Origin of the sequence: Micromonospora sp. NPDC057141, assembly GCF_042670805.1 — a bacterium.
Classification (GTDB): Bacteria; Actinomycetota; Actinomycetes; order Mycobacteriales; family Micromonosporaceae; genus Micromonospora.
Genome location: NZ_JBHUVA010000001.1, coordinates 206,770 through 228,363, shown reverse-complemented (window position 1 = coordinate 228,363; position 21,594 = coordinate 206,770). Strand labels below are relative to the sequence as shown.

At 75.1% G+C, this 21,594-nt stretch carries 15 protein-coding genes; 6 read left to right on the top strand and 9 right to left on the bottom strand.

The window, feature by feature from the left end; genetic code table 11:
- Window positions 1-4 precede the first annotated feature (4 nt).
- Window positions 5-1,183: a DUF58 domain-containing protein gene (locus ACFT41_RS00990; protein WP_377584834.1), complete on the top strand. Its 1,179-nt coding sequence runs from the start codon at window positions 5-7 to the stop codon at window positions 1,181-1,183.
- Between the two features lie 50 nt (window positions 1,184-1,233).
- On the top strand, window positions 1,234-3,453 hold the full coding sequence (locus ACFT41_RS00985; protein ID WP_377613712.1) for a transglutaminaseTgpA domain-containing protein: 2,220 nt from the start codon (window positions 1,234-1,236) through the stop codon (window positions 3,451-3,453).
- A gap of 125 nt (window positions 3,454-3,578) precedes the next feature.
- Here ACFT41_RS00985 and ACFT41_RS00980 read toward each other — a convergent pair whose 3' ends face one another.
- A complete protein-coding gene (locus tag ACFT41_RS00980; RefSeq protein WP_377584831.1) occupies window positions 3,579-4,370 on the bottom strand; it encodes an SDR family oxidoreductase in 792 nt (263 codons plus the stop codon).
- Between the two features lies 1 nt (window position 4,371).
- The gene (locus ACFT41_RS00975; RefSeq protein ID WP_377584917.1) at window positions 4,372-5,349 is read right to left on the bottom strand and encodes an LLM class F420-dependent oxidoreductase; all 978 of its coding nucleotides are present in this window, start codon (window positions 5,347-5,349) and stop codon (window positions 4,372-4,374) included.
- A gap of 276 nt (window positions 5,350-5,625) precedes the next feature.
- On the opposite strand from ACFT41_RS00975, the gene ACFT41_RS00970 reads away from it, so the two are divergent.
- Window positions 5,626-5,919, top strand: coding sequence for a low temperature requirement protein A (locus tag ACFT41_RS00970; protein ID WP_377584829.1), 294 nt, complete (start codon window positions 5,626-5,628; stop codon window positions 5,917-5,919).
- Window positions 5,920-6,102: 183 nt separating this feature from the next.
- On the opposite strand, the gene ACFT41_RS00965 is transcribed toward ACFT41_RS00970, so the two are convergent.
- A complete protein-coding gene (locus ACFT41_RS00965; protein ID WP_377584826.1) occupies window positions 6,103-6,777 on the bottom strand; it encodes a maleylpyruvate isomerase N-terminal domain-containing protein in 675 nt (224 codons plus the stop codon).
- Between the two features lie 21 nt (window positions 6,778-6,798).
- Window positions 6,799-7,686 (bottom strand): phosphatase PAP2 family protein, encoded by an 888-nt coding sequence (locus tag ACFT41_RS00960; RefSeq protein ID WP_377584915.1) that lies wholly within the window; start codon window positions 7,684-7,686, stop codon window positions 6,799-6,801.
- 84 nt (window positions 7,687-7,770) lie between these two features.
- On the opposite strand from ACFT41_RS00960, the gene ACFT41_RS00955 reads away from it, so the two are divergent.
- Window positions 7,771-8,529 (top strand): DUF3159 domain-containing protein, encoded by a 759-nt coding sequence (locus ACFT41_RS00955; protein WP_377584824.1) that lies wholly within the window; start codon window positions 7,771-7,773, stop codon window positions 8,527-8,529.
- Window positions 8,530-8,773: 244 nt separating this feature from the next.
- Here ACFT41_RS00955 and ACFT41_RS00950 read toward each other — a convergent pair whose 3' ends face one another.
- Window positions 8,774-11,671 (bottom strand): glycoside hydrolase family 48 protein, encoded by a 2,898-nt coding sequence (locus ACFT41_RS00950; RefSeq protein ID WP_377584913.1) that lies wholly within the window; start codon window positions 11,669-11,671, stop codon window positions 8,774-8,776.
- Window positions 11,672-12,594: 923 nt separating this feature from the next.
- Between ACFT41_RS00950 and ACFT41_RS00945 the strand changes: the two genes are divergently transcribed.
- On the top strand, window positions 12,595-14,094 hold the full coding sequence (locus ACFT41_RS00945) for a GH1 family beta-glucosidase (protein ID WP_377584821.1): 1,500 nt from the start codon (window positions 12,595-12,597) through the stop codon (window positions 14,092-14,094).
- 102 nt (window positions 14,095-14,196) lie between these two features.
- Here the strand turns inward: ACFT41_RS00945 and ACFT41_RS00940 are convergent, their stop codons facing one another.
- The 3 genes from ACFT41_RS00940 to ACFT41_RS00930 form a co-directional block, all read right to left on the bottom strand.
- Entirely contained in the window at window positions 14,197-14,616 is a 420-nt protein-coding gene (locus ACFT41_RS00940; protein ID WP_377584910.1) for a roadblock/LC7 domain-containing protein, read from the bottom strand.
- A 5-nt stretch (window positions 14,617-14,621) separates the two neighbouring features.
- Window positions 14,622-17,204 carry a nitrate- and nitrite sensing domain-containing protein gene (locus ACFT41_RS00935; protein WP_377584817.1) on the bottom strand — a complete coding sequence of 861 codons (2,583 nt, stop codon included), beginning with the start codon at window positions 17,202-17,204 and terminating at the stop codon, window positions 14,622-14,624.
- Between the two features lie 97 nt (window positions 17,205-17,301).
- Window positions 17,302-18,714: an FGGY family carbohydrate kinase gene (locus tag ACFT41_RS00930; protein WP_377584815.1), complete on the bottom strand. Its 1,413-nt coding sequence runs from the start codon at window positions 18,712-18,714 to the stop codon at window positions 17,302-17,304.
- A gap of 280 nt (window positions 18,715-18,994) precedes the next feature.
- Between ACFT41_RS00930 and ACFT41_RS00925 the strand changes: the two genes are divergently transcribed.
- Window positions 18,995-20,914, top strand: coding sequence for a chorismate-binding protein (locus tag ACFT41_RS00925; RefSeq protein WP_377584813.1), 1,920 nt, complete (start codon window positions 18,995-18,997; stop codon window positions 20,912-20,914).
- 19 nt (window positions 20,915-20,933) lie between these two features.
- On the opposite strand, the gene wrbA is transcribed toward ACFT41_RS00925, so the two are convergent.
- A complete protein-coding gene (gene wrbA, locus ACFT41_RS00920) occupies window positions 20,934-21,554 on the bottom strand; it encodes an NAD(P)H:quinone oxidoreductase (RefSeq protein ID WP_377584810.1) in 621 nt (206 codons plus the stop codon).
- Window positions 21,555-21,594: the final 40 nt, after the last annotated feature.

Below are 21,594 nucleotides of genomic sequence, written 5' to 3'. Positions count from 1 at the left end.
GGGCGTGGGGATCACCGCCCGGGGTGCCGGGCTGCTCGTGGCCGCGTTGGTGCTGCTCGGTGCCGGTTTCCGGTTCGCGTACCCGGAGTTGGCGCTGCTCGGCGTGGCGGCGGCCGGGGCAGTGGGGTACGCGCTGCTGGTGGCGCTGTGGCGGCCCCGGCTGGAGGTGACCCGGCGCGCGGATCCGGACCGGGTGTCGCGGGGCGAGCCGGCGCGGATGGTGCTGACGGTGCGCAACGCGGGGCGGTTGCGGGCGGCGAACCTGCTCGCGGAGGACCGCTGTGGTGACCGGACGGTGCCGGTGCCGGTGCTGCGGTTGCGGCCGGGGCGGGACACGACGGTCGACTACGACGTGCCGACGGACCGCCGGGGGGTGGTGCCGGTCGGTCCGCTGCGGGTGACCCGGCGCGACCCGCTGGGTCTGGTGGCGCTGGCGCGGTCGTACTCGTCGACGGTGCCGGTGTGGGTGCACCCGCGGATCCACCCGTTGACGGCGATGCCGACGGGGGCGGGGCGCAGCCTCGACGGCCGGGTGGACGGGGTGCCGCAGGGTTCGATCACCTTCGACTCGCTGCGGGAGTACGTGGTGGGTGACGAGCTGCGCCGGGTGCACTGGCGCACCAGCGCCCGGGTGGGTGAGCTGATGGTGCGGGAGAACGTCGACACCAGCCTGCCCCGGATCGTGGTGCTGCTGGACAACCGGGCGACCGCCCACCCCGGCCGGGATCCGGAGTCGTTCGAGGCGGCGTGCGAGGCGGCGGCGTCGGTGGTCGCGGCGGCGCTGCGCGCCGACCTGCCGATGTCGTTGCTGCTGGTCGCGCCGGAAGGGGCGCTGGTCGCGCCCGAGGGGCCGGCCGGGGAGGTCGTCGGGGCGAGGAGCGGGCCGCTGGACCGGCTCGCCGCCGCCCGGCTGGACGCCGGGGACGCCACGGCGGCGTTGCGCGCGGCAGCGACCCGGCTGCGCCGGGACCGGCTCGGCGACACGTTGGTCTTCCTCACCGGGCCGGGTGGCCGGGGCGAGCTGGGGCACCTCGGCGCGCTGCGCGGGGCGTACCCGTCGGTGGTGGTGGGGGTGTTCGGGGCGACGGAGCCGGCGCCGGCCGGCCCGACGGGGATGGTGGTCGTCGACGCCGCCGACGGGGCGGCGTTCGCGGCCGAGTGGGACGGGGTCCGCCGGTGGTGAGGGTGCTACGGGCGCTGCGGGCCACGCCGCTGCCGCTCGCGCTGACCGCGATGGTCGCGCTGACCGGGGTGGTGCTCGGCCGGGTGTACGCGGGTGGGCTGCTGACCCGGCTGGTGGTCGGCGCGGCGGTCGGCTCGGTGCTGGTGAGCGTGGCTGCCCGGCGGCTGCCGTCCTGGCTGGTCGCCCCGCTGTCGGTGGCCGGCCTGGCCGGTTTCACGGCGTGGTCGCTGCGGGTGTCCGCCGACGCGGCGGGGCTGCCGGGCCCGCTGGTCGAGGTGGCGGCGGACGCGGCCCGCAACGGCATCCCCCGGCTGTTGACCGCGATGATCCCGGTCGAGCCGACCCCGGACACGGTGCTGGTGCCGCTGGTGGCGGCGTGGCTGGCCGGGCTGGCCGGGGCGGAGGTGGCGCTGCGGGCGGGCCGGGTGCTGCTGGGCTGTCTTCCGCCGGCGCTGCTCTACACCGGGGCGGTGTACGTGGTGGGGCCGAACGCGGACCCGGCGGTGTGGCCGACGGTGGCGTTCGCGGCGTTCGCCGCGCTGGGGCTGGCGGTGCCGTCGGGGCGGCCCGGTCCGTCCGGCCCGGACCCGACGGCCGGGCTGGCACCCGGGGTGCGGACGGCCGTCCGGGTACGCCTCACCGCCACCGCCGCCACCGGCCTCGTCGTGGTGGTGGGTCTGGCGGCCGTGGTCGGGCCGGTGGTGGCGGCCCGGGTCGACGAGCGGCCGGTGGATCCGCGCCGGTACGTGGAGCCGCCGCAGGTGGAGTCGCTGGACGAGAACCCGCTGATCCGGATCTCCGGCTGGGCGCTGAACCCGCAGCAGAAGTTGCTGGACGTGGTCACCGAGCGCCCGGACGCCCCGGCCGGCGGTGATGCCGAGGGCCGGTCGGTGCGGATCCGGCTCGCGGTGCTCAGCGACTACGACGGGGTGACCTGGCGGGTCGGTGCCACGTACCGCAACGCCGGCCGGATCCTGCCGGCGGCGCAGCCGGCGCCCGGGGCGACGGTGGAGACGGTCCGGCAGGAGATCACGGTGGCGGACCTGAGCGGTCGGCTGCTGCCCGCCGTGGCCACGCCGCGTGAGGTCGGCGGGGCCCGGGTGGCGTACGACCCGCTGACGGGGACGCTGATCCGGCCGGAGGGCCTGACGCCGGGGCTGCGGTACACGGTCACCTCGGCGGCGGAGCGGCCCGACAACAACCTGCTCGCCACAGCGGACGTGCCGGCCGGGGAGGAGGTGGCCCGGGTGCTGCGGGTGGCCGACGGGGTCCCCGACCCGGTGCGCCGGCTCGCCACCCAGCTCGCCGAGGACAACGGGGCCCCGTACGCGCGGGCGGCGGCGATCGAGCAGTTCCTCGCCGAGCACTACCGGATCGTGGCGGACGCGCCGAGCGGGCACGCGTACCCGAATCTGAACTTCTTCCTCTTCGGCCCGCGCGGCGGCGGCGGGCAGCGCGGCACGTCGGAGCAGTTCGCGGCGGCGTTCGCGGTGCTGGGCCGGCTGTCGGGGCTGCCCACCCGGGTGGTGGTCGGCTTCTCCTCCACCGGGAACGGGCCGGTGCGGGCAGCCGACGCGTTCGCCTGGCCGGAGGTGCTCTTCGCCGGCCTCGGGTGGGTGGCGTTCGACCCGCTGCCCCGCCCGGACGACGAGCCGCGCCCGGTGGAGGAGGACTTCCGTCCGGCACCGGAGGACCCGCCGCCGTCGGAGGTGCCCGAGCCGACCGCGGAGCCGACGGGGACGCCGCCGGCGCAGGCCGCGCCGGGCCGGCCGGTCGACTCTGGCGGCCTGTCGACGCCGGTGCTGGTCGGCGGCGGTGCGGGCAGCCTGCTGCTCCTGGTGGGGGCAGTGCTGGCCGCGCTGGTCACGCTGCGCCGGGCGCGATCGCGGACCCGGCTGTGCACGGGCGACCCCGGTCGCCAGATCGCCGGCGCCTGGCGGGAGGTGACCGACGCGTTGCGGCTGGCGGGCCGGCCGGTGGGCGGGGATCTGGCCGCCACGGAGGTCGCGGAACGGGCCCGCGCCGCCCTGGCCGACGCCCGCGCCACCCGGGGTGCCGAGCGTGCCGCCGGCACCGCGTCGCCCGACCTGGCGGAGCTGGCCGGGCTGCTCAACCAGCTCGCCTTCGCGCCGGGTGCCGCCGCCCCCGAGCAGGCGGACCGGGCCGTCGCGCTGGCCGGAGAGTATGTCACCGCCCTGCGCGCCGCCCGCCCCTGGTGGCGCCGGCTCCTCTGGTCGATCCACCCGGGCCCCCTCCGCTGGCACCCCTGACCCCCCCCGCCCCTCCCCCTCCCCCTCCCCCTCCCGCTTCGGTGATCAAGAGCTTTGCGTCACCGGCGGAGCGATGCCTGACGCAAACCTCTTGATCACCGAGGCGGATGGGGGGCGGGCGCGGGTCAGGGGTGGAGGCGGCGGACCAGTCTGCGCAGGCCGGCCTGCCAGCCGTCCGGGTCCTCGGCGCGGCGGCGGGCGTGGTGGGCGACCTCGGGGTGGGGCAGGATGAGGAACCGCTCCTCGGCCAGGCCGGCGATCACCGCGTCGGCCACCCGGTCGGGGTGCAGCACCGCGCCGGAGGCGGCGATCACCCGCGCCCCGAGGTGCCCGCTGGCCAGCCCCTCGGCGAGCATCGGCGTGTCCACCCCCTGCGGGCACAACGCGCTGACCCGGATGCCCTGGTCCCGGTAGGTGACGGCGAGCCACTCGGCCAGGCCCACCGCCGCGTGTTTGGTCGCGGTGTACGGGGCGTCGCCCACGGCGGTGAGCAGCCCGGCCGCCGAGCAGGTGTGCAGCAGGTAGCCCTGGCCCCGGGCCAGCATCCCGGGCAGCACGGCCCGCGTGGAGTGGACGTGGGCGAGCACGTTGACCCGCCAGGACCGGTCCCAGTCGGCGTCGGCGGCGTCCAGCCCCGCCACCGTGGCGACGCCGGCGTTGGCGCAGAACAGGTCGATCCGGCCGTACCGCCGCTCGGTGTCGGCCACCAGCGCGCGGACCTGCTCCTCCGCGGTGACGTCGAGGCCGACGGCGTGTGCCACCGGGCCGACGGCTGCGGCGACGGCACCGGCACCGGCCACGTCGAGGTCGGCCACCACGACGGCCGCCGCGCCCTCGGCAGCGAACCGGTGCGCGAGGGCCGCGCCGATGCCGCCGGCGCCGCCGGTGATCACGGCCACCCGGTCGGTGAGGTTCACGTCAGCCTCCTTCTCCGGCCGGCCCGAGCCGGGCGATCAGGTCGGTCAGGGCCGCCGGGCCGCCGGCGGCCAGCTCGGGGGTGGGCAGCAGGGCCAGCACCGGTACGTCCACTCCGGCCTCGGCGTAGCGGCGCACCTGGTCGCGGCACTCCTCGGGCGAGCCGTGCAGCACGAGCGCGTCGACGACCTCGTCGGGCACGGCGGCTGCGGCGGCCCGCCGGTCCCCGGCCGCCCAGGCCCGCCACACCGGGTCGAGGGTCTCCGCCCGGCCCAGCCAGCGGTGGAACGCCGCATACGCGGGCACCGTCAGGTAGGTGGTGATCAGCCGGCGGCCGAGGGCGCGGGCGTGGCCGGCGTCGGCGGTGGGGCAGACGAAGATCCGGGCGACCACCTCGAACCCGTCGGGCCGCCGGCCCAACTCGGCGACGGCGGTGGGCACGTCGTCGGCGGCCAGCCAGTTGAGGATCACCCCGTCGGCCTCGGCGGCGGCCAGCCGCAGCATGCCCGGGCGCAGGGCGGCCAGCAGCAGCGGCGGCGGCACGGCCGGCGGCCGTTCCAGGGTGAACCGGCGCACCGCGAACGTGTCGTACGCGCCGTCGACGGTCTGCCCGGCCAATGCGGCGCGCAGGAAGCGCAGCACGTCCCGGGTGCGCTTGAACGGCTCGTCGAAGGCGACGGCGTTCCAGTCGCCCACCACCACCGGGGAGGACGCGCCGATGCCGAGCGCGAACCGGCCGGGGGCCGCCTCGGCCAGAGCGGCGGCGCTCATCGCGAGCAGCCCGGGGCCCCGCGTGAAGGCGGGGGCGATGGCGGTGCCGAGCCGCAGCCCCGGCTGCCAGGCGGCGGCCAGCGCCAGCGGGGTGAACGCGTCGGCACCGTTGACCTCGGACGACCACACGTCGGTGAAGCCGGCCCGGTGCAGGGCGGCGTAGGCGGCGGCGTGGTCGGCCAGCGGGAGGCCACCCAGCGGCACGGTCATTCCCCATCGGTTCGTCACCGGTCGATCCTGCCCGCTGCCCCGCGCTCCCGGCAAGGTTCCCGGCCCGTCGCAGCCTGGGCGCGGGCGCGGGCGGGCCGATGAACGGCGGCCAGCAGGCCCTGGCCGTGGAGGGGGGTGGCACGGCCGGCTGGTCGCCGTTCACCGGCGCGGGCTAGACCCTGCTGCTCCTGCTCGCGCTCTGGTCGGTGTGGCAGGGCACCGTGTGGGCCACCAGCCGGTACGACCCGTATCACTTGGGGTTGCAGGCGGTGGTAATTGGTCCTCGGGGTGCTCTGGCTGGCCGGCGCGTTCCTACCCACGAACCCCCGGGTCGTGCTGTGGTCGGCGGGGCTGGCCGGCGAGTTCCTTGCCGTCCGGTTCGGCTGGCCGGTGCCCGGCCTCGGCCGTTCCATGGTCAACCGGTGGCAGGTGGCCGGGGAACATCTCGCGGACCGCTACCAGCAGTTCTTCCTGATCGCGCTGGGCGAGACCATCCTGGTCGCCGGGCTCGCCTACAGCCGTTCCTGCTGCACGTGGCGACGCTGGCGTCGGCCGTCGCGGTGTCCGTGACACTGCTGGCGGTGGCGGTGGCCGACGCCCGCCGGGCCCGGGGTCGCCCGCCGGAGCAGGCCTCCCCACCGTTCTGACCCCGGGCCGGGCCAGCCGTCAGACTGCGGGCGGCCCCGCCGTCCGGCGCTCGGCAGGGTCAGCCGTCCGAGCCCCGGCGGGCCCGATCGTCCGAGCCCCGGCGGGTCAGCCGCCGAAGGCGAGCAGGCGCACCCCGGCGGCCTCGATCACGGCCCGCTCCCGGCCGGTCAGCGACGCCCGGCCGGTGGCCCTGCGGACCACCGTCAACCGGTCCCAGCCCAACTCCGCTGGCACGGCCCGGCCGCCGGTCAGCAGCGCCGTGACGACCTTGGCCGCAGCCTGGGTCAGCCACGGCTCGCGGCCCAGGGCGGCGGCCAGGTCCAGACCGTGCACGCCAACCTCCACCACCCGGGTGACCAGGAACTCGGTCAGGAGCATCGGGTCGCCGTGCCGGGTGCGGACCACCCGGTCGGCCGGCTGACGGGCCACGGCCGCGTCGGCCGCGCGCCAGTCCCGGTCGAATCCGGCGGCGATCCCGGCCGGGTCGGTCGCCTCGCGGGCCTGCCGGCGGGCACTGTCGACCCGGTCCCGATCGACCTGCGGGGTGAACTTGGCCGCGCCGAAGTAGCCGGCGGCGTCCACCTCGGCGCGGGGCGGAGCCGGGGCGGCGAGCATGCCGGTGAGCCGGCCGGCGCCGGTGCGGACGTGGGCGATCACGTCCCGGACCGCCCACGGCGGGCAGTCGGTGGGCCGGTCCAGGTCGGCGGGGGTGAGCCCGCGCAGCACCGCCCCCAGTGCGGTGCACTCGTCGCGGAACGCCCGCGCCGCGTCGTGGACCATCCGCGGCTCCCTCCCCCGCCGTCAGCCCTTGACGCGGGGCACCAGGCGGTGCACGACGGCGAGCACCAGCGCCGCCACCACGGCCATCGTCCCGGCGCTGCCGGCGGCGCTGCCGGCATAGCCGACGAAGAGCGACCGCCGGCCCATCTCGTCGGGGTCCAGCTGGGGCAGGTCGACCAGCCAGGACAGGGCCAGCGCCGAGGCCACCACGGCGATCGCGCCGCCCAGGCCGAGCACGACGGCGGCGACCCGGTGCGCGTCGGCGGGTTCCACCTGGGCCTGTTCCCGCTGGGTGACCAGCAGCAGCAGCCCGGCCAGCGCCGCCCAGACGCCGACGACGAGGAACGCCGCGACGGCGTCGCTGGGCCGGTGCCAGCCGGCGGAGAGGGTCGCTACGCCGGCCACGGCCGCGTATCCGGTGCCGAGGTACGCGCCGAGCGCCCGGACCGTGGGCGGGAGGACCAGGATCAGCGCGAGGGCGACCGACGCGGCCACGGTGGTGTGCCCGCTGGGCAGGCTGTTGCCGGCGGCGGCCCGCTCGGGGTCGATGCCGAAGTCGGGCCGGAGCAGGAAGTGCTTGAGCAGCTGGGTGGTGACGTTCGCCCCGGCGATGAGCAGGGTCGCCGTGATGGCCAGGGCGACCCGCCGCCGGATGAGCGCGATGAAGCCGATCACCGCCGTCGCCGCCAGCAGCGACAGTGCCGACATCGTGTTGAGGATGCGGTTCACCGGCTCGGCGATGCGGTCCTGGCCTATCCGGTTGCCGGTGAGGGCGACCGTGTCGAGCCACTGGCCGAGCTCGGTGTGCAGGGCGGCGCGCCACACCACGACGAAGGCGGCTGTCTGGGCCAGGGCCAGTACGACCAACCAGACCGCCGTCCAACCCCTCGCCGTCGCGCGCACCCGCACACCGTAACGGCACGCGCCGGAGCGTCCCCCGGTGGCCCGCAGGGTCATGCGGTTAGTTTGGGGCGGACGTACAGGAGGTTGCCGGTGACCGCCGCACCCGGGCCCGAAGGGCCATCGCACCCCGTCCCGTCGCCACCGGCCGACCGGCCGGAGTCCCTCGCCGACCTGCTCGGTGGGCGGGGCGGGGCGGTGGACGCCACCTTGCCGCCGGTGGCGTTCGCGCTCGGTTGGCTGGCCACCGGCCACTCGCTGGTCGGTGGGGTGGCCGCCGCCGTGGTGACCGGCACGGCCGTCGCGCTCTGGCGGCTGCGCCGCGGGGACCGGCCACGGTCGGTGCTGATCGGGCTGCTCGCGGTCTGCGTGGCGGCGCTGATCGCGTTGCGCACCGGGCGGGCCACCGACTTCTTCCTCGTCCAGGTGCTGTCGAACGTGGCCAGCGCGCTCGCCTGGATCGTGAGCATCGTGATCCGCTGGCCGCTGCTGGGCGTGCTCGTCGGGGTGGCGCTGCGGCAGCGGGGCCGGTGGCGGCGCGACCCGGCGCTGCTGCGGGCGTACGGGCGGGGCAGTTGGGTGTGGGCGGCGACGTACGCGCTGCGGGTAGCGGTGTTCGTGCCGCTCTACCTCGGCGGGCAGGTGGTGGCGCTGGTGGTGGCACGGGTGGCGCTGACCTGGCCGCTGGTGGCGTCCGCGCTGGCGGTGAGCTGGCTGGTGATCCGCCGGTCGCTGCCGGCCGGGCATCCGGGGCTGCGGCACCCGGTGACCGCGCCGAGCGGGGTCGGGGTCGCGCCTGGTCAGGAGACGAAAAGGGAGAGGCCGCCACGGGGGGAGCGGCCTCTCCGGTGACGTACGTTACTCCGTCCGCGACCGTCACGTGATCCCTGGACGGTCACTTTTTCCGGGGCTTTTTCGCGGCAAGTTCAGCTTCGGGCGGTGGGACGGGCCAGCCGGTCCGCTGCGTTGACCGGACGACCGGCCCGCCCCGGCCTGACCGTGGGAGTCAGGCCGTCCGCCGACCGGGCTCATAGTTCCCCCGGGCCCGGTCGGGCTCCGGGTGGACGGGCCGCGCCGCCCACCCGGAGGAGCTGGGTCACCCGTTCGGGAAGAGCGTCCCGTAGTCGGCGTACGCCATGGCGACGTCGGCCTGGGCCCAGAACCGGTGGTAGTTGAACGTCGGCTCGGCACCGCCGTCGAGGTACGCCTGCACCTTCGGCCACTCCGGGTCGTTCTTGTAGAACGACCGGATGTCCAGGAAGCTCTTGCCGGAGGCGATGGCGTCACCGTTGGGCATCGTCCCGGTCCAGCCGGACGGGACGTAGAGGCCCTGGCCGGTGCTGGCGTCGTAGACGTCGTCGAAGCGCTTGTAGTCGCCGCGCTTCTCCGGCATCGAGACGCCCTTGGCGTCGGCCGCTGCGGACAGGGCGTCGAGCAGGCCCTTGGCGGTGGTCTTGGCCGCCGCGTTGCCGGACTTCGCCGCGTACGCGATCAGGGTCCGGGCGTAGGCGGCGGTGACGCCGACGTCCTGGCCCTTGACGGTGACCTCGACGTGCAGGTTGGTGTTGGGCTGCGGGCTGGTGGGGTTCCAGTTCGCGGGCTGGCCGGTCCACTTCATGTCGGACGGGATCGACCAGTTGGCGCCCAGCGTGGTGTTCGCGATCGCCCACGGCACCCACTTGTCGAGCAGGGCCTTGGCCTTGGCGTTGCCGGTCTCCAGGTACAGCTCGGCGATGCGCTGCATCGACCAGGCCTGCATGCCGAACCACTGGTTCGACGGCGGATCGTTGTAGACCGGGTCGACGTCGTAGAACATGCCGTAGAAGGTGGCGGTGCCGGCCGGCGGGGTGCCGTAGTTGCCGTCCCAGCTGTTGGTGGCGCCACCGGCGATGCCGCCCTCGGCGGACTGGAGCCAGGTGTAGAACTCCAGCTGCCGGTCGAGGCTCTTCTGCCAGTCCGCGACGGCGGTCGGGGACTGCGGCTTGAGCTCGGCCACGTTGGTCAGCGCCCAGGCCGCGAACGGGTTCTGGTAGCCGAAGTGGTTGTGGCTGGAGCCGATCCGCCACGACCAGTTCTGGTTGGCCTCGTACGCGCCACCCCAGGCGTAGTACCAGGACATCAGGTAGTGGGCGGAGTCCTTGCCGCTGCCGGCGGGGCAGGCGCTCGCGCCGACGCAGTTGCCGATCTTCTTGAAGTACTTGTCGAACATCGCGTACCGCAGGTAGTCACCCATCTTCGCGGCCTTGGCCACGGTGGCGGCGACGTCGGCCTGCTTGTTCTGCGCCTTGGCCCAGGTCAGGGCCCAGTACGCGGCCTGCACGGCGCGGGCGTCGGCGTCGGGGGCGTTGGTGTACTTCCACTGCTTGGCGGGGGCGTTGGACTCCTTGACGAACAGGTCGAGGTAGCCGTACTGCCCGCCGTGCTTGAAGGTGTCGCAGGACGGGTGGGGGACGGTCTCCCACACCGACTCCTGCGTGCCCCGCTGGAAGGTGTTGATGTACGCCGGCTTGGTGGTGCCGTCGCCGCAGCGGCCGTAGCCGTAGGTGTTGTCGACGTCCAGCAGCCAGTGCATGCCGTAGATGTCGCCGGTGCCGTAGGTGCTCTGCAGCTCCGAGCGCAGCGGGTCGGCGCCGACGGAGATGTTCGCCTCCAGGGCCGAGGGGTACTGGCTGGGCAGGTTGTGCTCGGCGGCGTACTGCGGGGTGCCGGGGGCGCCCGCGGTGGACTGGTCGGCGTGCGACGGGATGATGTACTTCTCCATCACCGTCCAGGCGTTGTTGAACGGGGCCCAGTTCTGGGTGGCCCGGCCGTAGTAGGCCTCCAGCCACAGCCAGAAGCTGAACGCCTCGGAGGTGGTCTCGTGGCCGTGGTCGGGCGCCTCGACGATCAGGGTCTCGACCGAGTGGTACGGCACGCCCTCGGGGCTGAAGTAGCCCGAATTCTTGATCTTGCCGTACTGGTCGAGGAACTTCTTGATGTAGTCGTTGTCCCCGCCCGGAACGTCGTTGTCGACCTCGGTGGCGGTGACCGCCAGGGGAGCCAGGCCGGTGCCGGAGGCGGTGATGGTGGCGGTGCCGCCGACGGTGTCGGAGTCCTCCGCCGCCGCGACGGTGACGGTGACGCCGGTGTTCCAGTTCGACGTGGTGAGGGTGGCCGAGGCCGGCGTGACGGTGATGTCGGTGTCACCGCTGCGGGTCAGGGTCACCGGGACGCTGGCCGTCGGGGCCGCGCTGAGCTTGAGGTTGAACGTGGCGGTGCCGCCCTCGCTCACGCTGACCGCGGACGGGGTGGCCACCAGGCGGGGGCCGGAGGCCGCGCTGACGGTGAACGCCTTCTCGTCGACGGCGATGCCGTTGGCGTTGTCGTACGCCTTGGCCTGGACGGTGTAGCTGCCGGCCGGCAGGTCCTCCAGGGTGTAGCCGTACGGGGCGGTGGTGTCGGTGTTGACCAGCAGGCCGTTACGGTAGAACTCGACCTTGCTGATCGTCCCGTCCGGGTCGCTGGCGGTGGCGGTCAGCGGCACGTCCGCCGGCGCCTCGAACGGCCCCGCCGGCACGCCCAGGGAGACGGTCGGCGGCTGGTTGGCGGGGGTGCCGTTGCAGGGGGTGCCGTTGAGGGTGAACGCCGTGGGCTTCGGGTTGCTGCCGGAGTAGCTGCCGTTGAACCCGATGGTGGTCGACGCCCCGGTGCCGAGGCTGCCGTTGTACGACTCGTTGGTCGCGGTCACCTCGCTGCCGGTCTGGCTGTACTTCGCCGACCAGCCCTGGACCACCCGCTGACTGCTGTTGGGGAAGGTCCACTTGAGCGTCCAGCCGTTGATGGCGTCGCCCAGGTTCTTGATGGTGACGTTGGCGGTGAAGCCGCTGCCCCAGTCGTTGGTGGCGTAGACCACGTCGCACGCCGGGGCGGCCTGCGCGGCGCCGGCCGGCAGGGCGATCCCGCCGATGACCAACGTGGTGGCGGCGAGCATCGCCGTCCGGCGACGTCTTGCCATGAGTCTCATGTGCGCGGTGTCTCCTCGGACCAGGCCGGGGCCGCGGGGCCCCGGCGGGGCGCCTCCACGCGCCCATGGCACGGGGGGACGGAGGCGCTCGGGAATGGTGGTCGATCCGGCCCGGTCGGGGTTTCGGGTGCGAAGCATCGACGTTTGTCGACGGCGTCCGCCGCCCTCCTGGGTGCCGTCCGGATGACCGGATGCCCTCGGCGACCCGCACTCACGCGAGCTGGCTCCTCGTCGCAGTGTTCGACAGTCTTGCATGGAAGCGCTCCCACGACAAGAAGGGTCCGCGAAGGAGCAGCTACTTGTTTCGATCTCGTTTTGGGGCTTTCACAAACCGGTGACGGGCGTTACAGTCGCTGCATCGCCGATGGGAGCGCTTCCATCGACGAAGGTCACAGAAGGTGTTGACCGGGAGCGTCGTGCCCGCGACGCCCCCGGCGCATTGCCCGAAGGCTGACGGCGGGCCAGCCCGGACGCCGCCGCCAGCCACCACCCACCGGCAATGGAGGGAGGTGGAACCAGAGCCACTCGCGTGGCCCGGCTCCCGCGCGACACGCACGACAGGACGCCAATTCCGCTCGTGCGTGTGTGCAAACAAAGGTGGGGACGGGGGTTGCCCTCCCCCGTCCCCACACTAAACCCCCCGACACCATGGGAAAAGAGGCCGACGGGTCAGGCGTGTCACGCCACCCGGCCGGCCTCGCTCGCTATCGGCGTAGCCGGCGGGCGTCTCGCAGCCACGACCGACGCCCCGACATCGCCTCCCACCAGCGCATTCGCGCAGCCGGCCGCGCGCCGGACCAGCCCGCACAACAGAGCCGACCCGCCACAGGCGGGCCCGGCCGCCCCCGCCTGCCTTATGCTGGGAGCGCTCCCGGCCATGCGGCGGTGGGCACCCATCACGAGGAGAATGCCCCATGTCGATGCTCACCCGGCGGCGGCTACTCAGCCGCGCCGCACTCTCCGCCACCGCCGGGGCCACCGGTGCCGGCCTGCGCGTGGGCGGCCCGACCGCCACCGCCGCCGTCGCCGGCGGCCTGGCCACCGGATGCGACGCCGGCACCGACCCCGACACCGACCCGACCGGCGGGTCCCGGGGCGACCTGCGCTTCCCGACCGGCTTCGGCTGGGGCGCGGCCACCTCGGCGTACCAGGTCGAGGGCGCCGCCAAGGAGGACGGCCGGGGCGAGTCGGTCTGGGACACCTTCAGTCGCACCCCCGGCCGGACCCGCAACGGCGACACCGGCGACATCGCCGCCGACCACTACCACCGCTACGCCGACGACCTCGACCTGATGCGCGACCTGGGGCTGCGCAGCTACCGGTTCTCCATCTCCTGGCCGCGCATCCAGCCCGACGGCACCGGCACACCCAACCAGCGGGGTCTCGACTTCTACCGCCGCCTCGTCGACGGCCTGCACGAACGCGGCATCTCGCCGATGGCCACCCTCTTCCACTGGGACCTGCCCCAGACGTTGCAGGACGCCGGAGGCTGGGAGAACCGCGACACCGCCTACCGGTTCGCCGAGTACGCCGAGATGCTCTTCCGCGTCCTCGGCGACCAGGTCCCGGTCTGGCTGACCATCAACGAGCCGAAGACCGTGGTGCAGAACGGCTACCTCCACGGCCACCACGCCCCCGGCTTCCAGGACCCACCGGCGGCCTACCTGGTCGCCCACCACCTCCAGCTGGCGCACGGCCTGGCCGTGGCGAGGCTGCGGGCCACCGACAGCACCGCCCGGATCGGCCCCGCCCTCAACCTGCACCCCTGCTACCCCGCGGACGACAGCGCCGAGGCCGACCGCGCCAGCCGGCTCTACGACGGGTACGAGAACCGCCTCTACCTCGACTCGATCCTCAAGGGCAGCTACCCGGCGGACGTGCTGGCCGACCTCGGGGACGACAGCCGGATGGCGCGGGGCATCCGCGACGGCGACCTGGAGATCATCTCCGCGCCGATCGACCTGCTCGCCGTGCAGTACTACACCCCGTACTACGTGACCGCCACCGGCGGCACGGTCACCCGCTGGCCCACCTCCCAGGCGGACTGGCAGCAGATCTACCCCGACGGCATGTACGACATCCTGACCCGGGTGACCCGCGACTACGGCCCGATCCCGCTGACCGTCACGGAGAACGGCCTGCCGCAGGCGGACACCCTCTCCGCGGACGGGACCGTCGACGACGCGGGCCGGATCAGCTTCCTGCGCGACCACATGGCCGCCGCGCACCGGGCCGTCTCCGACGGGGTGCCGCTGGAGAGCTACCACGTCTGGTCGCTGCTGGACAACTTCGAGTGGGCCGAGGGGTACGACCAGCGCTGGGGCCTGGTCTACGTGGACTACTCGACCCAGCGCCGGGTGCCCAAGCGCAGCGCGCTGTGGTACCGCGAGGTGATCCGGGCCAACGGCCTGTAGCCGAGGACTGCCCCGTCGGGCGGGTGCGGCCGCCCCGCGCCCGCCCGGCGGGGCTCCCGGTCGTACCGGCCCGCACCGCCTCCGGTGGGCCCGACCGGGCGCTCAGCTCAGCGGGGGCAGCGCCTGCTGGAGTTCGGCCCGCAACGCCGGGGTGAGCATCTCGCCGGCCTGCTTGGCCAGCCGCGCCATCTCGTAGCCGACCACGCCGATGTCGGCGTCCCCGGCGGCCAGCGTGGCCAGGATCGAGCCGTCGCGCACCTGCATCACCAGGAAGTAGCCGCGGCCCATCTCCACGACGGTCTGCTTGACGGTGTCGCCGTCGAACATCTGCGCCGCGCCGGCGGTGATGCTCATCAGGCCCGAGGTCACGGCGGCCAGCTTGTCGGCGTGGTCGCGGGGCAGGTGGTCGGAGACAGCGACCAGCAGCCCGTCCGAGGAGACCACGATGGCGTGCGCCACCCCGGGCACCCGTTGCGCGAACGCGCTGACCAGCCAGCTCACGTCCCGCGCCTCCTGGCTCAACGTCATCATCCATGTTCCCCTTCGGTGCGCCCGCCGGCCGGCGGCAGGAAAATCTCGGTGGTCTCCTCGGCCTCGGCCCGCCGTACGCCGCTGTAGAGCCGCGTCAGCATGCCACCCACGGCCTCCGGGTCCGGATCGTGCCGGGGGGCGGGCTCCTGCGGCCGGGCCGGCTGCGTCACGGCGGCGAGCTGGGCCATCGGCACCCGGACCGGCAGGCCGCACTCGTTGACGCCCCCGGTCACCGGCACTGCGGGCGGTGCGGGGTCGGGTGCCGCCGCGCCGACCGTCGGGCCCTGCCGCGACCACCAGCCGCTCCCGGTGGGGGCGGGCGGTCCGACGACCGGGGTGAGCACGTCCTCCGCCCGCACCGGCACCGGCCGCCCCGGCCTCGGCACGGTGACCCTGCGCGGCCGGCGGCCCGCCACCGGCAGCTCCGCCGGGTCCGACGCCGTGGTGACCCGGTGCGGTCGACCGCCCGCCACCGGAGCCGGGTCGTCGGCCACGGGGGCGGTCACCCGGGGCAGGCTGGTCAGCGTGGTGGTCAGCATCCGGGGCGACACGGGCGAGTCCAGCTCCACCATCGGCGGGGCCGCGGTGAGCAGGGGTGCCGGGATGCGGACCCGGGCGACGAGGCCGTCGGGGGCGGAGTGCAGGCGCACCGCGACCGCGTGCCGGGCGGCCAGGTGGCTGACCACGAACAGGCCCATCCGCTCGGACGCCGCGACGTCGGCAGCCGGCGGGGTCGCCAGCACCTCGTTCGCCTCGGCGAGCGCGGCCGGGCTCATGCCCAACCCCCGGTCCACGATCTCCACCACCGCGCCGTACCCCTCGGGCCGGACGGTGACCAGCACGGCGGTGTCCGGCCGGGAGAACGCGGTGGCGTTCTCCAACAGCTCGGCGAACAGGTGCACCAGGTCGCCGATGACGTGCCCGACGACGTGCAGGTCGGCCACCTGCTCGTGGCGTACCCGCTGATACTGCTCGATCTCGGCGCTGGCGGCCAGCAGCACCGCGCCCAGCGCCACCGGCCGGTTCCACCGCCGGGTCGACTCGCTGCCGGCGAGCACCAGCAGGCTCTCGTCGTTACGCCGCATCCGGGCGGCGAGGTGGTCGAGCTTGAACAGGTTCTCCAGCTGGTCCGGGTCGCTCTCCTCCCGTTCCAGGCCGTCGAGCAGTTCCAGTTGCCGCTCCACCAGGACCTGGCTGCGCCGGGCGAGGTTGACGAACATCAGGTTGACGTTGCGGCGCATGGTGGCCTGCTCCACCGCGACGCTGACGGCGCTGCGGTGCACCGCGACGAACGCCTCGGCCAGCTCGCCGACCTCGTCGAGTGAGCGGACCACCGCCGCCGGCACCTCGATGTCGGGCACCCCGCCGGTGACCTGGCGAAGCCGGTCGAGGGCGTCCGGCAGCTCGATCTGGGCGATCCGCAGCGCCTGGCCGCGCAGCAGCCGCATCGAACGGGCGATGGTCCGCCCGACCAGCACCGAGATCAGCAGGGCCACCAGCAGCACCGCGACGATCCCGCCGGCCACCAGCAGGGTGGTGCGCAGCTGGCCGGCGCTGGCGTCGTCGGCCCGGCCCACCGCGTCGTCGACGACGCTGGCTTCAAGCTGTCGCAGCAGATCCTGGCGCTGCTCGCTGGCCGCCCACCACTGCGGGGCGGGCAGCACCTGCGGCTCCGCGCCGTCGCTGGGCAGGCTCTGCTCCTCCAGCCGCGCGGCGGCGGTGAACGCCGGGTCGACGGAGACGGCGTCGTAGCGGCGGATCTGCTCGGTGGTGGCCGCGACCCGGAACGCGCCGAGCGCGGTGAGCTGCTGCGCCCGCAGGTCGGTCAGCTCGACCTGGTCCTCCACCCCGTACCGGCCGGCGCGGGCGGCGGCGTACAGCTCCGCACGGACGCGGGAGGAGAGTTCCTTGACCCGGGCGAGCTGGACGTAGCGCAGCACGGCGTCGTTGAGCGCCCGCCGACCCTCCCCCGGTGAGGGCTGGGCGAGCAGGTTCAGCAGGGCGGAGACCGCCCGGTGGTAGTTGCTGAGGATCGTGTCGCTGGCCAGCACCGCCGGGGGCACCGCCGGGCGAATGTAGATCACCTGGTCGTACGCCTCCAGCGCCGCCGAGTACGCGACCTGCCAGGCGGCGTCGGTGTCGGCCAGTGGGCCGGCCGCCCGCCGCAGCTCCTGCACGGCGGCGTCGGTGCTGGTCTGCAACGGCTTCAGCGCGGCGATCGCGGCGTCCCGGGCGGCCCCGCCACCGCCGTTGCGGCGCAGCTCGGCCAGCTCGCCGGCGGTGCGGTCGCGTTCCTGCTGGAGCTGGTGCACCACGGTGGTGATCTGACGCCCGATGCCCACCTGGCGCGCGAAGTCGCTCAGTTCGGTGGTGCGCCCGACCAGGCCCTGCGTCTGCACGCCGGCCAGTACCAGGAACGCCACGGAGGGAACGACCAGCACGGTGGCGAGCTTGGTCCCCATCCGCCAGTCCCGCAGCCGCAGCGGCGAGCGGCGGCGGTGCGGCACGACGCGGACGTCGAACCGACGCCGACGGTGGTTGGACACCCCGCTCCGCGCCGGGTCGGGACCTGCGCCCACACGTGCCTCCTCGGTCCCTCGCCTCCGCCGCACCGGACAGCGGGGTCCATCCAACCAGGCCCGACGGCGGTGTCAACGGGCCAACCTGAGGCAGCGCTCAGGAAGGATACCGAGGGTGGCGCTGTCCTGACGGGGTCGGTGAGGGCGCCTCATCCTTCCGGCCGATGTCCACGAGTGGCACCGCCGCGTCCAGCCGGCGCAGCGCCACCCGGGCCGCGCCCGTGGCACCGACCTCCGGGTCGGGGTGGTGACGCACGCGGCGGGGTGCGAGGACGGCCGCGAACGACTCCCGCCACCACGCGGAGGCCTCCACCGCCCCGCCGCCCAGCACCACCTCGACGGGCCCGCCCACGATGGACTCCAGCTCGGCGAGGTCGGCCGCGACCAGCCGGCAGACCCCGGACATCAGGCCGGCGAGGATGTCGACCGCGCCGGTGCCGAAGCTCAGCCCGCCGAGCCCGCCGGAGCCGGCCGGTGCGTGGCCGGGCGGCCGGTCGCCGCCGAAGTGCGGGTCCGTCGCGACGCCCCCGCCCCGGGGGATCCGGGCCAGCGCGGCGTCCAGCGCGGCGCCCCTGGGCAGCCGCAGTACGCGGTCCGCCCAGGCGAACAGGTTCCCCCCGGAGGAGTACGCGGCCCCTGTGACGACGTGGTCGTGGTCGACCCGGTAGCGCCACAGCCGGCCCGGCAGCGGCGGCAGCTCCGCACCGGCCGGGGCGGCCTGGACCAGCCGGACGGCGGACGAGGTGCCGACGGTCACCGCCGCCCGGCCCGGGTCCACCGCCCCGGAGCCGACGTTCGAGGCGGCACCGTCGCCCACCGGCGCAGCCCAGGCCGCGTCGGCGAGCTGCGGCCAGCGGCGGGCGTGCTCGGGGCGCAGCCGGCCCCGCCAGTCGTCGTCGGCCAGCTCGGGAAGCTGCCCCGGGCTGGCGGCGGCCAGCTCGCACGCCTCGGCGTCCCAGGTCAGGGTCCGCAGGTCGAGCAGGCCGGTGCCGGATGCCTGGGAGACCGACATCGGGGCCCCGTCGAGCAGGCCGCCCAGCACGTACTCGGCGAGGCCGACGAACCGGGCGGGCGGGGTCGAGGCGCGCTCGCGCAGCCATGGCAGCCGCACCGACCAGTAGCAGCGGTGCCACCACGTGCCGGTGCGCCGGTGGAACGCGGCCTCGTCGGCCGGGCCGGTCGCGCCCGCCGGGGGCTCGGGGCGGGTGTCGAGCCAGGTGAGCACCGGCCCCAGGGGCTCGCCGGCACGGTCGGTGGGCAGCACCGAGTGCCACTGGGCGCTGGTGGCGACCAGCGCGACGTCGCGCAGGTGCCCGCCGACGGCCAGCTCGTCGAGGCACTCGGCGAGGGAGGCCAGGTAGGTCGGGCCGTCCAGGGTGCCCGCGCCGTCGTCGTCGACCGTCACCCGCACCTTCCGGCGGGCGAGGGCACCGGGACGCGGCACGGCGTCCGGATCCAGCACGAGGCCGCGCACCGAGGAGGTGCCCAGGTCGAGGGCGAGGATGTTCATCGTGGATCACCGTACCGGGCGGGTGCAGAGCCGGCCCGCCGGTCGACGTCGTCGCAGGTGGCCGGCGGCTGGTCCCGTACCCCGGGATCGGGTTCCCGGGCGGCGGCGGCGCGCGTAGGGTGACGGCATGCCCGCGCACCTGACCTGCTGGTGGCCCGCCGACCCGGCGGCCCACCCCCGCGCGTAGCTTCCCACGCGGCCGCCCCACGAGGCGGTCGCCGGTTCTTCCCCCGGCCCAGGGCCGCCGACGGCGCCGCCCGGCCACCACCAGGAGAACCCGATGACCCGCCCGCACGACCTGCTCGCCGCCGTCGCCGACGGCGTCGACCCCGGCCCCTTCGCGCTCGTCCGCCGCGAGGGCTCCGACCACCTGGAGCTCTTCACCGGCACCGTACGCGCCGTCGACCGGCTCGCCGATGTCCCACTGCCCGACGGCCCGGCCGGTCCGCGCACGCTCGCCCTGGTGCCGTACCGGCAGGTCACCGAGCGGGGGTTCGCCTGCGTCGACGACGGTGCCCCGCTGGATTGCCTCCAGATCGCCGGGCATGTCCGGTTACCCCTGGCCGACGCCCTCGCCGCCCTGCCCGACGCGCCCGTGGTGACCGCCGACGCCGGGTTCGACATCGCCGACGCCGAGTACGCCGACACCGTCGCCCGGGTGCTCGCCGAGGAGATCGGCCGGGGCGAGGGCGCGAACTTCGTCGTCCACCGCACCATGCGGGCCACCGTGCAGGGGTCCCCGCTGCTCGCCGCCCTGGCCGCGCTGCGCCGGCTGCTGCTGCGCGAGCGCGGCGCGTACTGGACGTTCGTGGTGCACACCGGCACCCGGATCCTGGTCGGGGCCAGCCCCGAACGGCACGTCAGCGTCGACGACGGCCTGGTCATGATGAACCCGATCAGCGGCACCTTCCGGCACGGCGGGACGGCCGACACCGCTTCCCTGCTGCGCTTCCTCACCGACCCGAAGGAGGTCGACGAGCTGTACATGGTGCTCGACGAGGAGCTGAAGATGATGGCCACCGTCGCCGAGCGCGGCGGGCAGGTCGTCGGCCCGTACCTCAAGGAGATGTCCCACCTGGCGCACACCGAGTACCTGCTCGCCGGGCAGAGCTGCCTGGACGTGCGGGACGTGCTGCGGGAGACGATGTTCGCCCCGACGGTCACCGGCAGCCCGATGGAGAACGCCTGCCGGGTCATCGCCCGGCACGAGCGCACCGGGCGGCGCTACTACGCCGGGGTGCTGGCCCTGCTGGGCCGCGACGACGCCGGCCGGCAGACGCTGGACGCGCCGATCCTGATCCGCACCGCTGAACTCTCCCCCGACGGGGAGCTGCGGGTGCCGGTCGGGGCGACCCTGGTGCGCCACTCCACGCCCGAGGGGGAGGTCGCCGAGACGCACGCCAAGGCCGCCGGGGTGCTGGCCGCCCTCGGGCTGCGCCCCGACGCCCCCGTCCCCGGGCCGGGCCCGCTGCCTAAGCTGGCCGACGACCCGCAGGTACGCGCCGCGCTGGCCGCCCGCAACGCCCCGCTCGCCCGGTTCTGGCTGGACCAGCGTCCGCCGGGGGCGGTGGCGCTGCCCGGGCTGGCCGGCCGGCGGGCGCTGATCGTCGACGGGGAGGACACCTTCACCGGCATGCTCGCCCACCAGCTGCGCGCCCTCGGGCTGGCCGTCGAGGTGGCCCCGTGGCACCGCCCACCCGCCGACGACGCGTACGACCTGGTGGTTGCTGGCCCCGGCCCGGGTGACCCGAGGGCGGTGGAGCAGCCGAAGATGGCCGCCCTGCGCGGGCTGCTCGCCCGGCGGCTCGCGGCCGGCGCGCCGACCCTCGCGGTGTGTCTGGGCCACCAGCTGCTCGCCGGGCTGCTCGGGCTGCGGCTGCACCGGCGCGCCGCGCCTTACCAGGGGTTGCAGCGCGACGTCACGGTGTTCGGCACCATCCGCCGGGTCGGGTTCTACTCCACGTTCACGGCCGTCGCCGCCGCCGACCGGGTGGCCAGCGCGTACGGGCCGGTGGAGCTGTCCCGCGACCCGGTCGACCACGCGGTGCACGCGCTGCGCGGGCCCGGCTTCGCCGGGGTGCAGTTCCACCCCGAGTCGGTGCTCAGCCGCGACGGCCTGGCGGTGCTGGCCGACCTGCTGGGTCATCTCCTGTCGGTGCCGCCGGGCCGGTCCCCGGCCGCCGCCCGCGCCCGGGGGTAGGGAGGCCGGCCGCCGGAGGTCAGCCGGCGGCCATGCCCCGCTTCAGCGCCGCGCCGATCCTGACCGCCCGCTTCGCGGTCAGCGCGGTGGCCGCCAGCGCCACGTGGTCCGGCGGGATCTCCCCGTTGTTGCTGGTGTGCGAGGCGCCGTACGGGTTGCCGGCGACGAACTGGCTCGGGTCGGTGTAGCCGGGAGTGACCACGACGCCGCCCCAGTGGTAGAAGACGGTGAGCAGCGACAGCAGCGTCGACTCCTGCCCGCCGTGCGCCGTCGCCGTCGAGGTGAACGCCGAATACACCTTGTCCGCCAGCGCGCCCCGCGCCCACAGCGGGCCGGTGGTGTCGATGAACTGCTTGAGCTGGGCGGCGACCATGCCGTACCGGGTGGGGGCACCGAAGATCACCACGTCGGCCCAGGACAGGTCGTCCGGCTCCGCCTCCATGACGTCCTGGGTCTCGAGGCGGTGCGCCTGCCAGCCCGAGTTGGACCGGATCGCCTCGTCCGGCGCCAGCTCACGCACCTTGCGCAACCGGACCTCCGCGCCGGCATCGCCGGCCGCCTCGCAGGCGGCCTGCGCCATCTGGTACGTGATGCCGGTCGCGCTGTAGTAGATCACCGCGACCTTGATCCGGCCCTCCATCGGGTCCTCCTCGCTCTCCGGTCAGCTCCCGCGACTACCC

What these genes read in the sequence shown, in the direction of transcription:
- ACFT41_RS00975 (WP_377584917.1), bottom strand. Translation starts at nt 5,349, where the DNA reads ATGACCGTGCCGCTGGGTGGCCTCCCGCTGGCCGACCACGCCGCCGCC.
- ACFT41_RS00925 (WP_377584813.1), top strand. Translation starts at nt 18,995, where the DNA reads ATGACCCGCCCGCACGACCTGCTCGCCGCCGTCGCCGACGGCGTCGAC.
- wrbA (WP_377584810.1), bottom strand. Translation starts at nt 21,554, where the DNA reads ATGGAGGGCCGGATCAAGGTCGCGGTGATCTACTACAGCGCGACCGGC.
- ACFT41_RS00945 (WP_377584821.1), top strand. Translation starts at nt 12,595, where the DNA reads ATGTCGATGCTCACCCGGCGGCGGCTACTCAGCCGCGCCGCACTCTCC.
- ACFT41_RS00985 (WP_377613712.1), top strand. Translation starts at nt 1,234, where the DNA reads ATGGTCGCGCTGACCGGGGTGGTGCTCGGCCGGGTGTACGCGGGTGGG.
- ACFT41_RS00950 (WP_377584913.1), bottom strand. Translation starts at nt 11,671, where the DNA reads ATGGCAAGACGTCGCCGGACGGCGATGCTCGCCGCCACCACGTTGGTC.
- ACFT41_RS00930 (WP_377584815.1), bottom strand. Translation starts at nt 18,714, where the DNA reads ATGAACATCCTCGCCCTCGACCTGGGCACCTCCTCGGTGCGCGGCCTC.
- ACFT41_RS00965 (WP_377584826.1), bottom strand. Translation starts at nt 6,777, where the DNA reads ATGGTCCACGACGCGGCGCGGGCGTTCCGCGACGAGTGCACCGCACTG.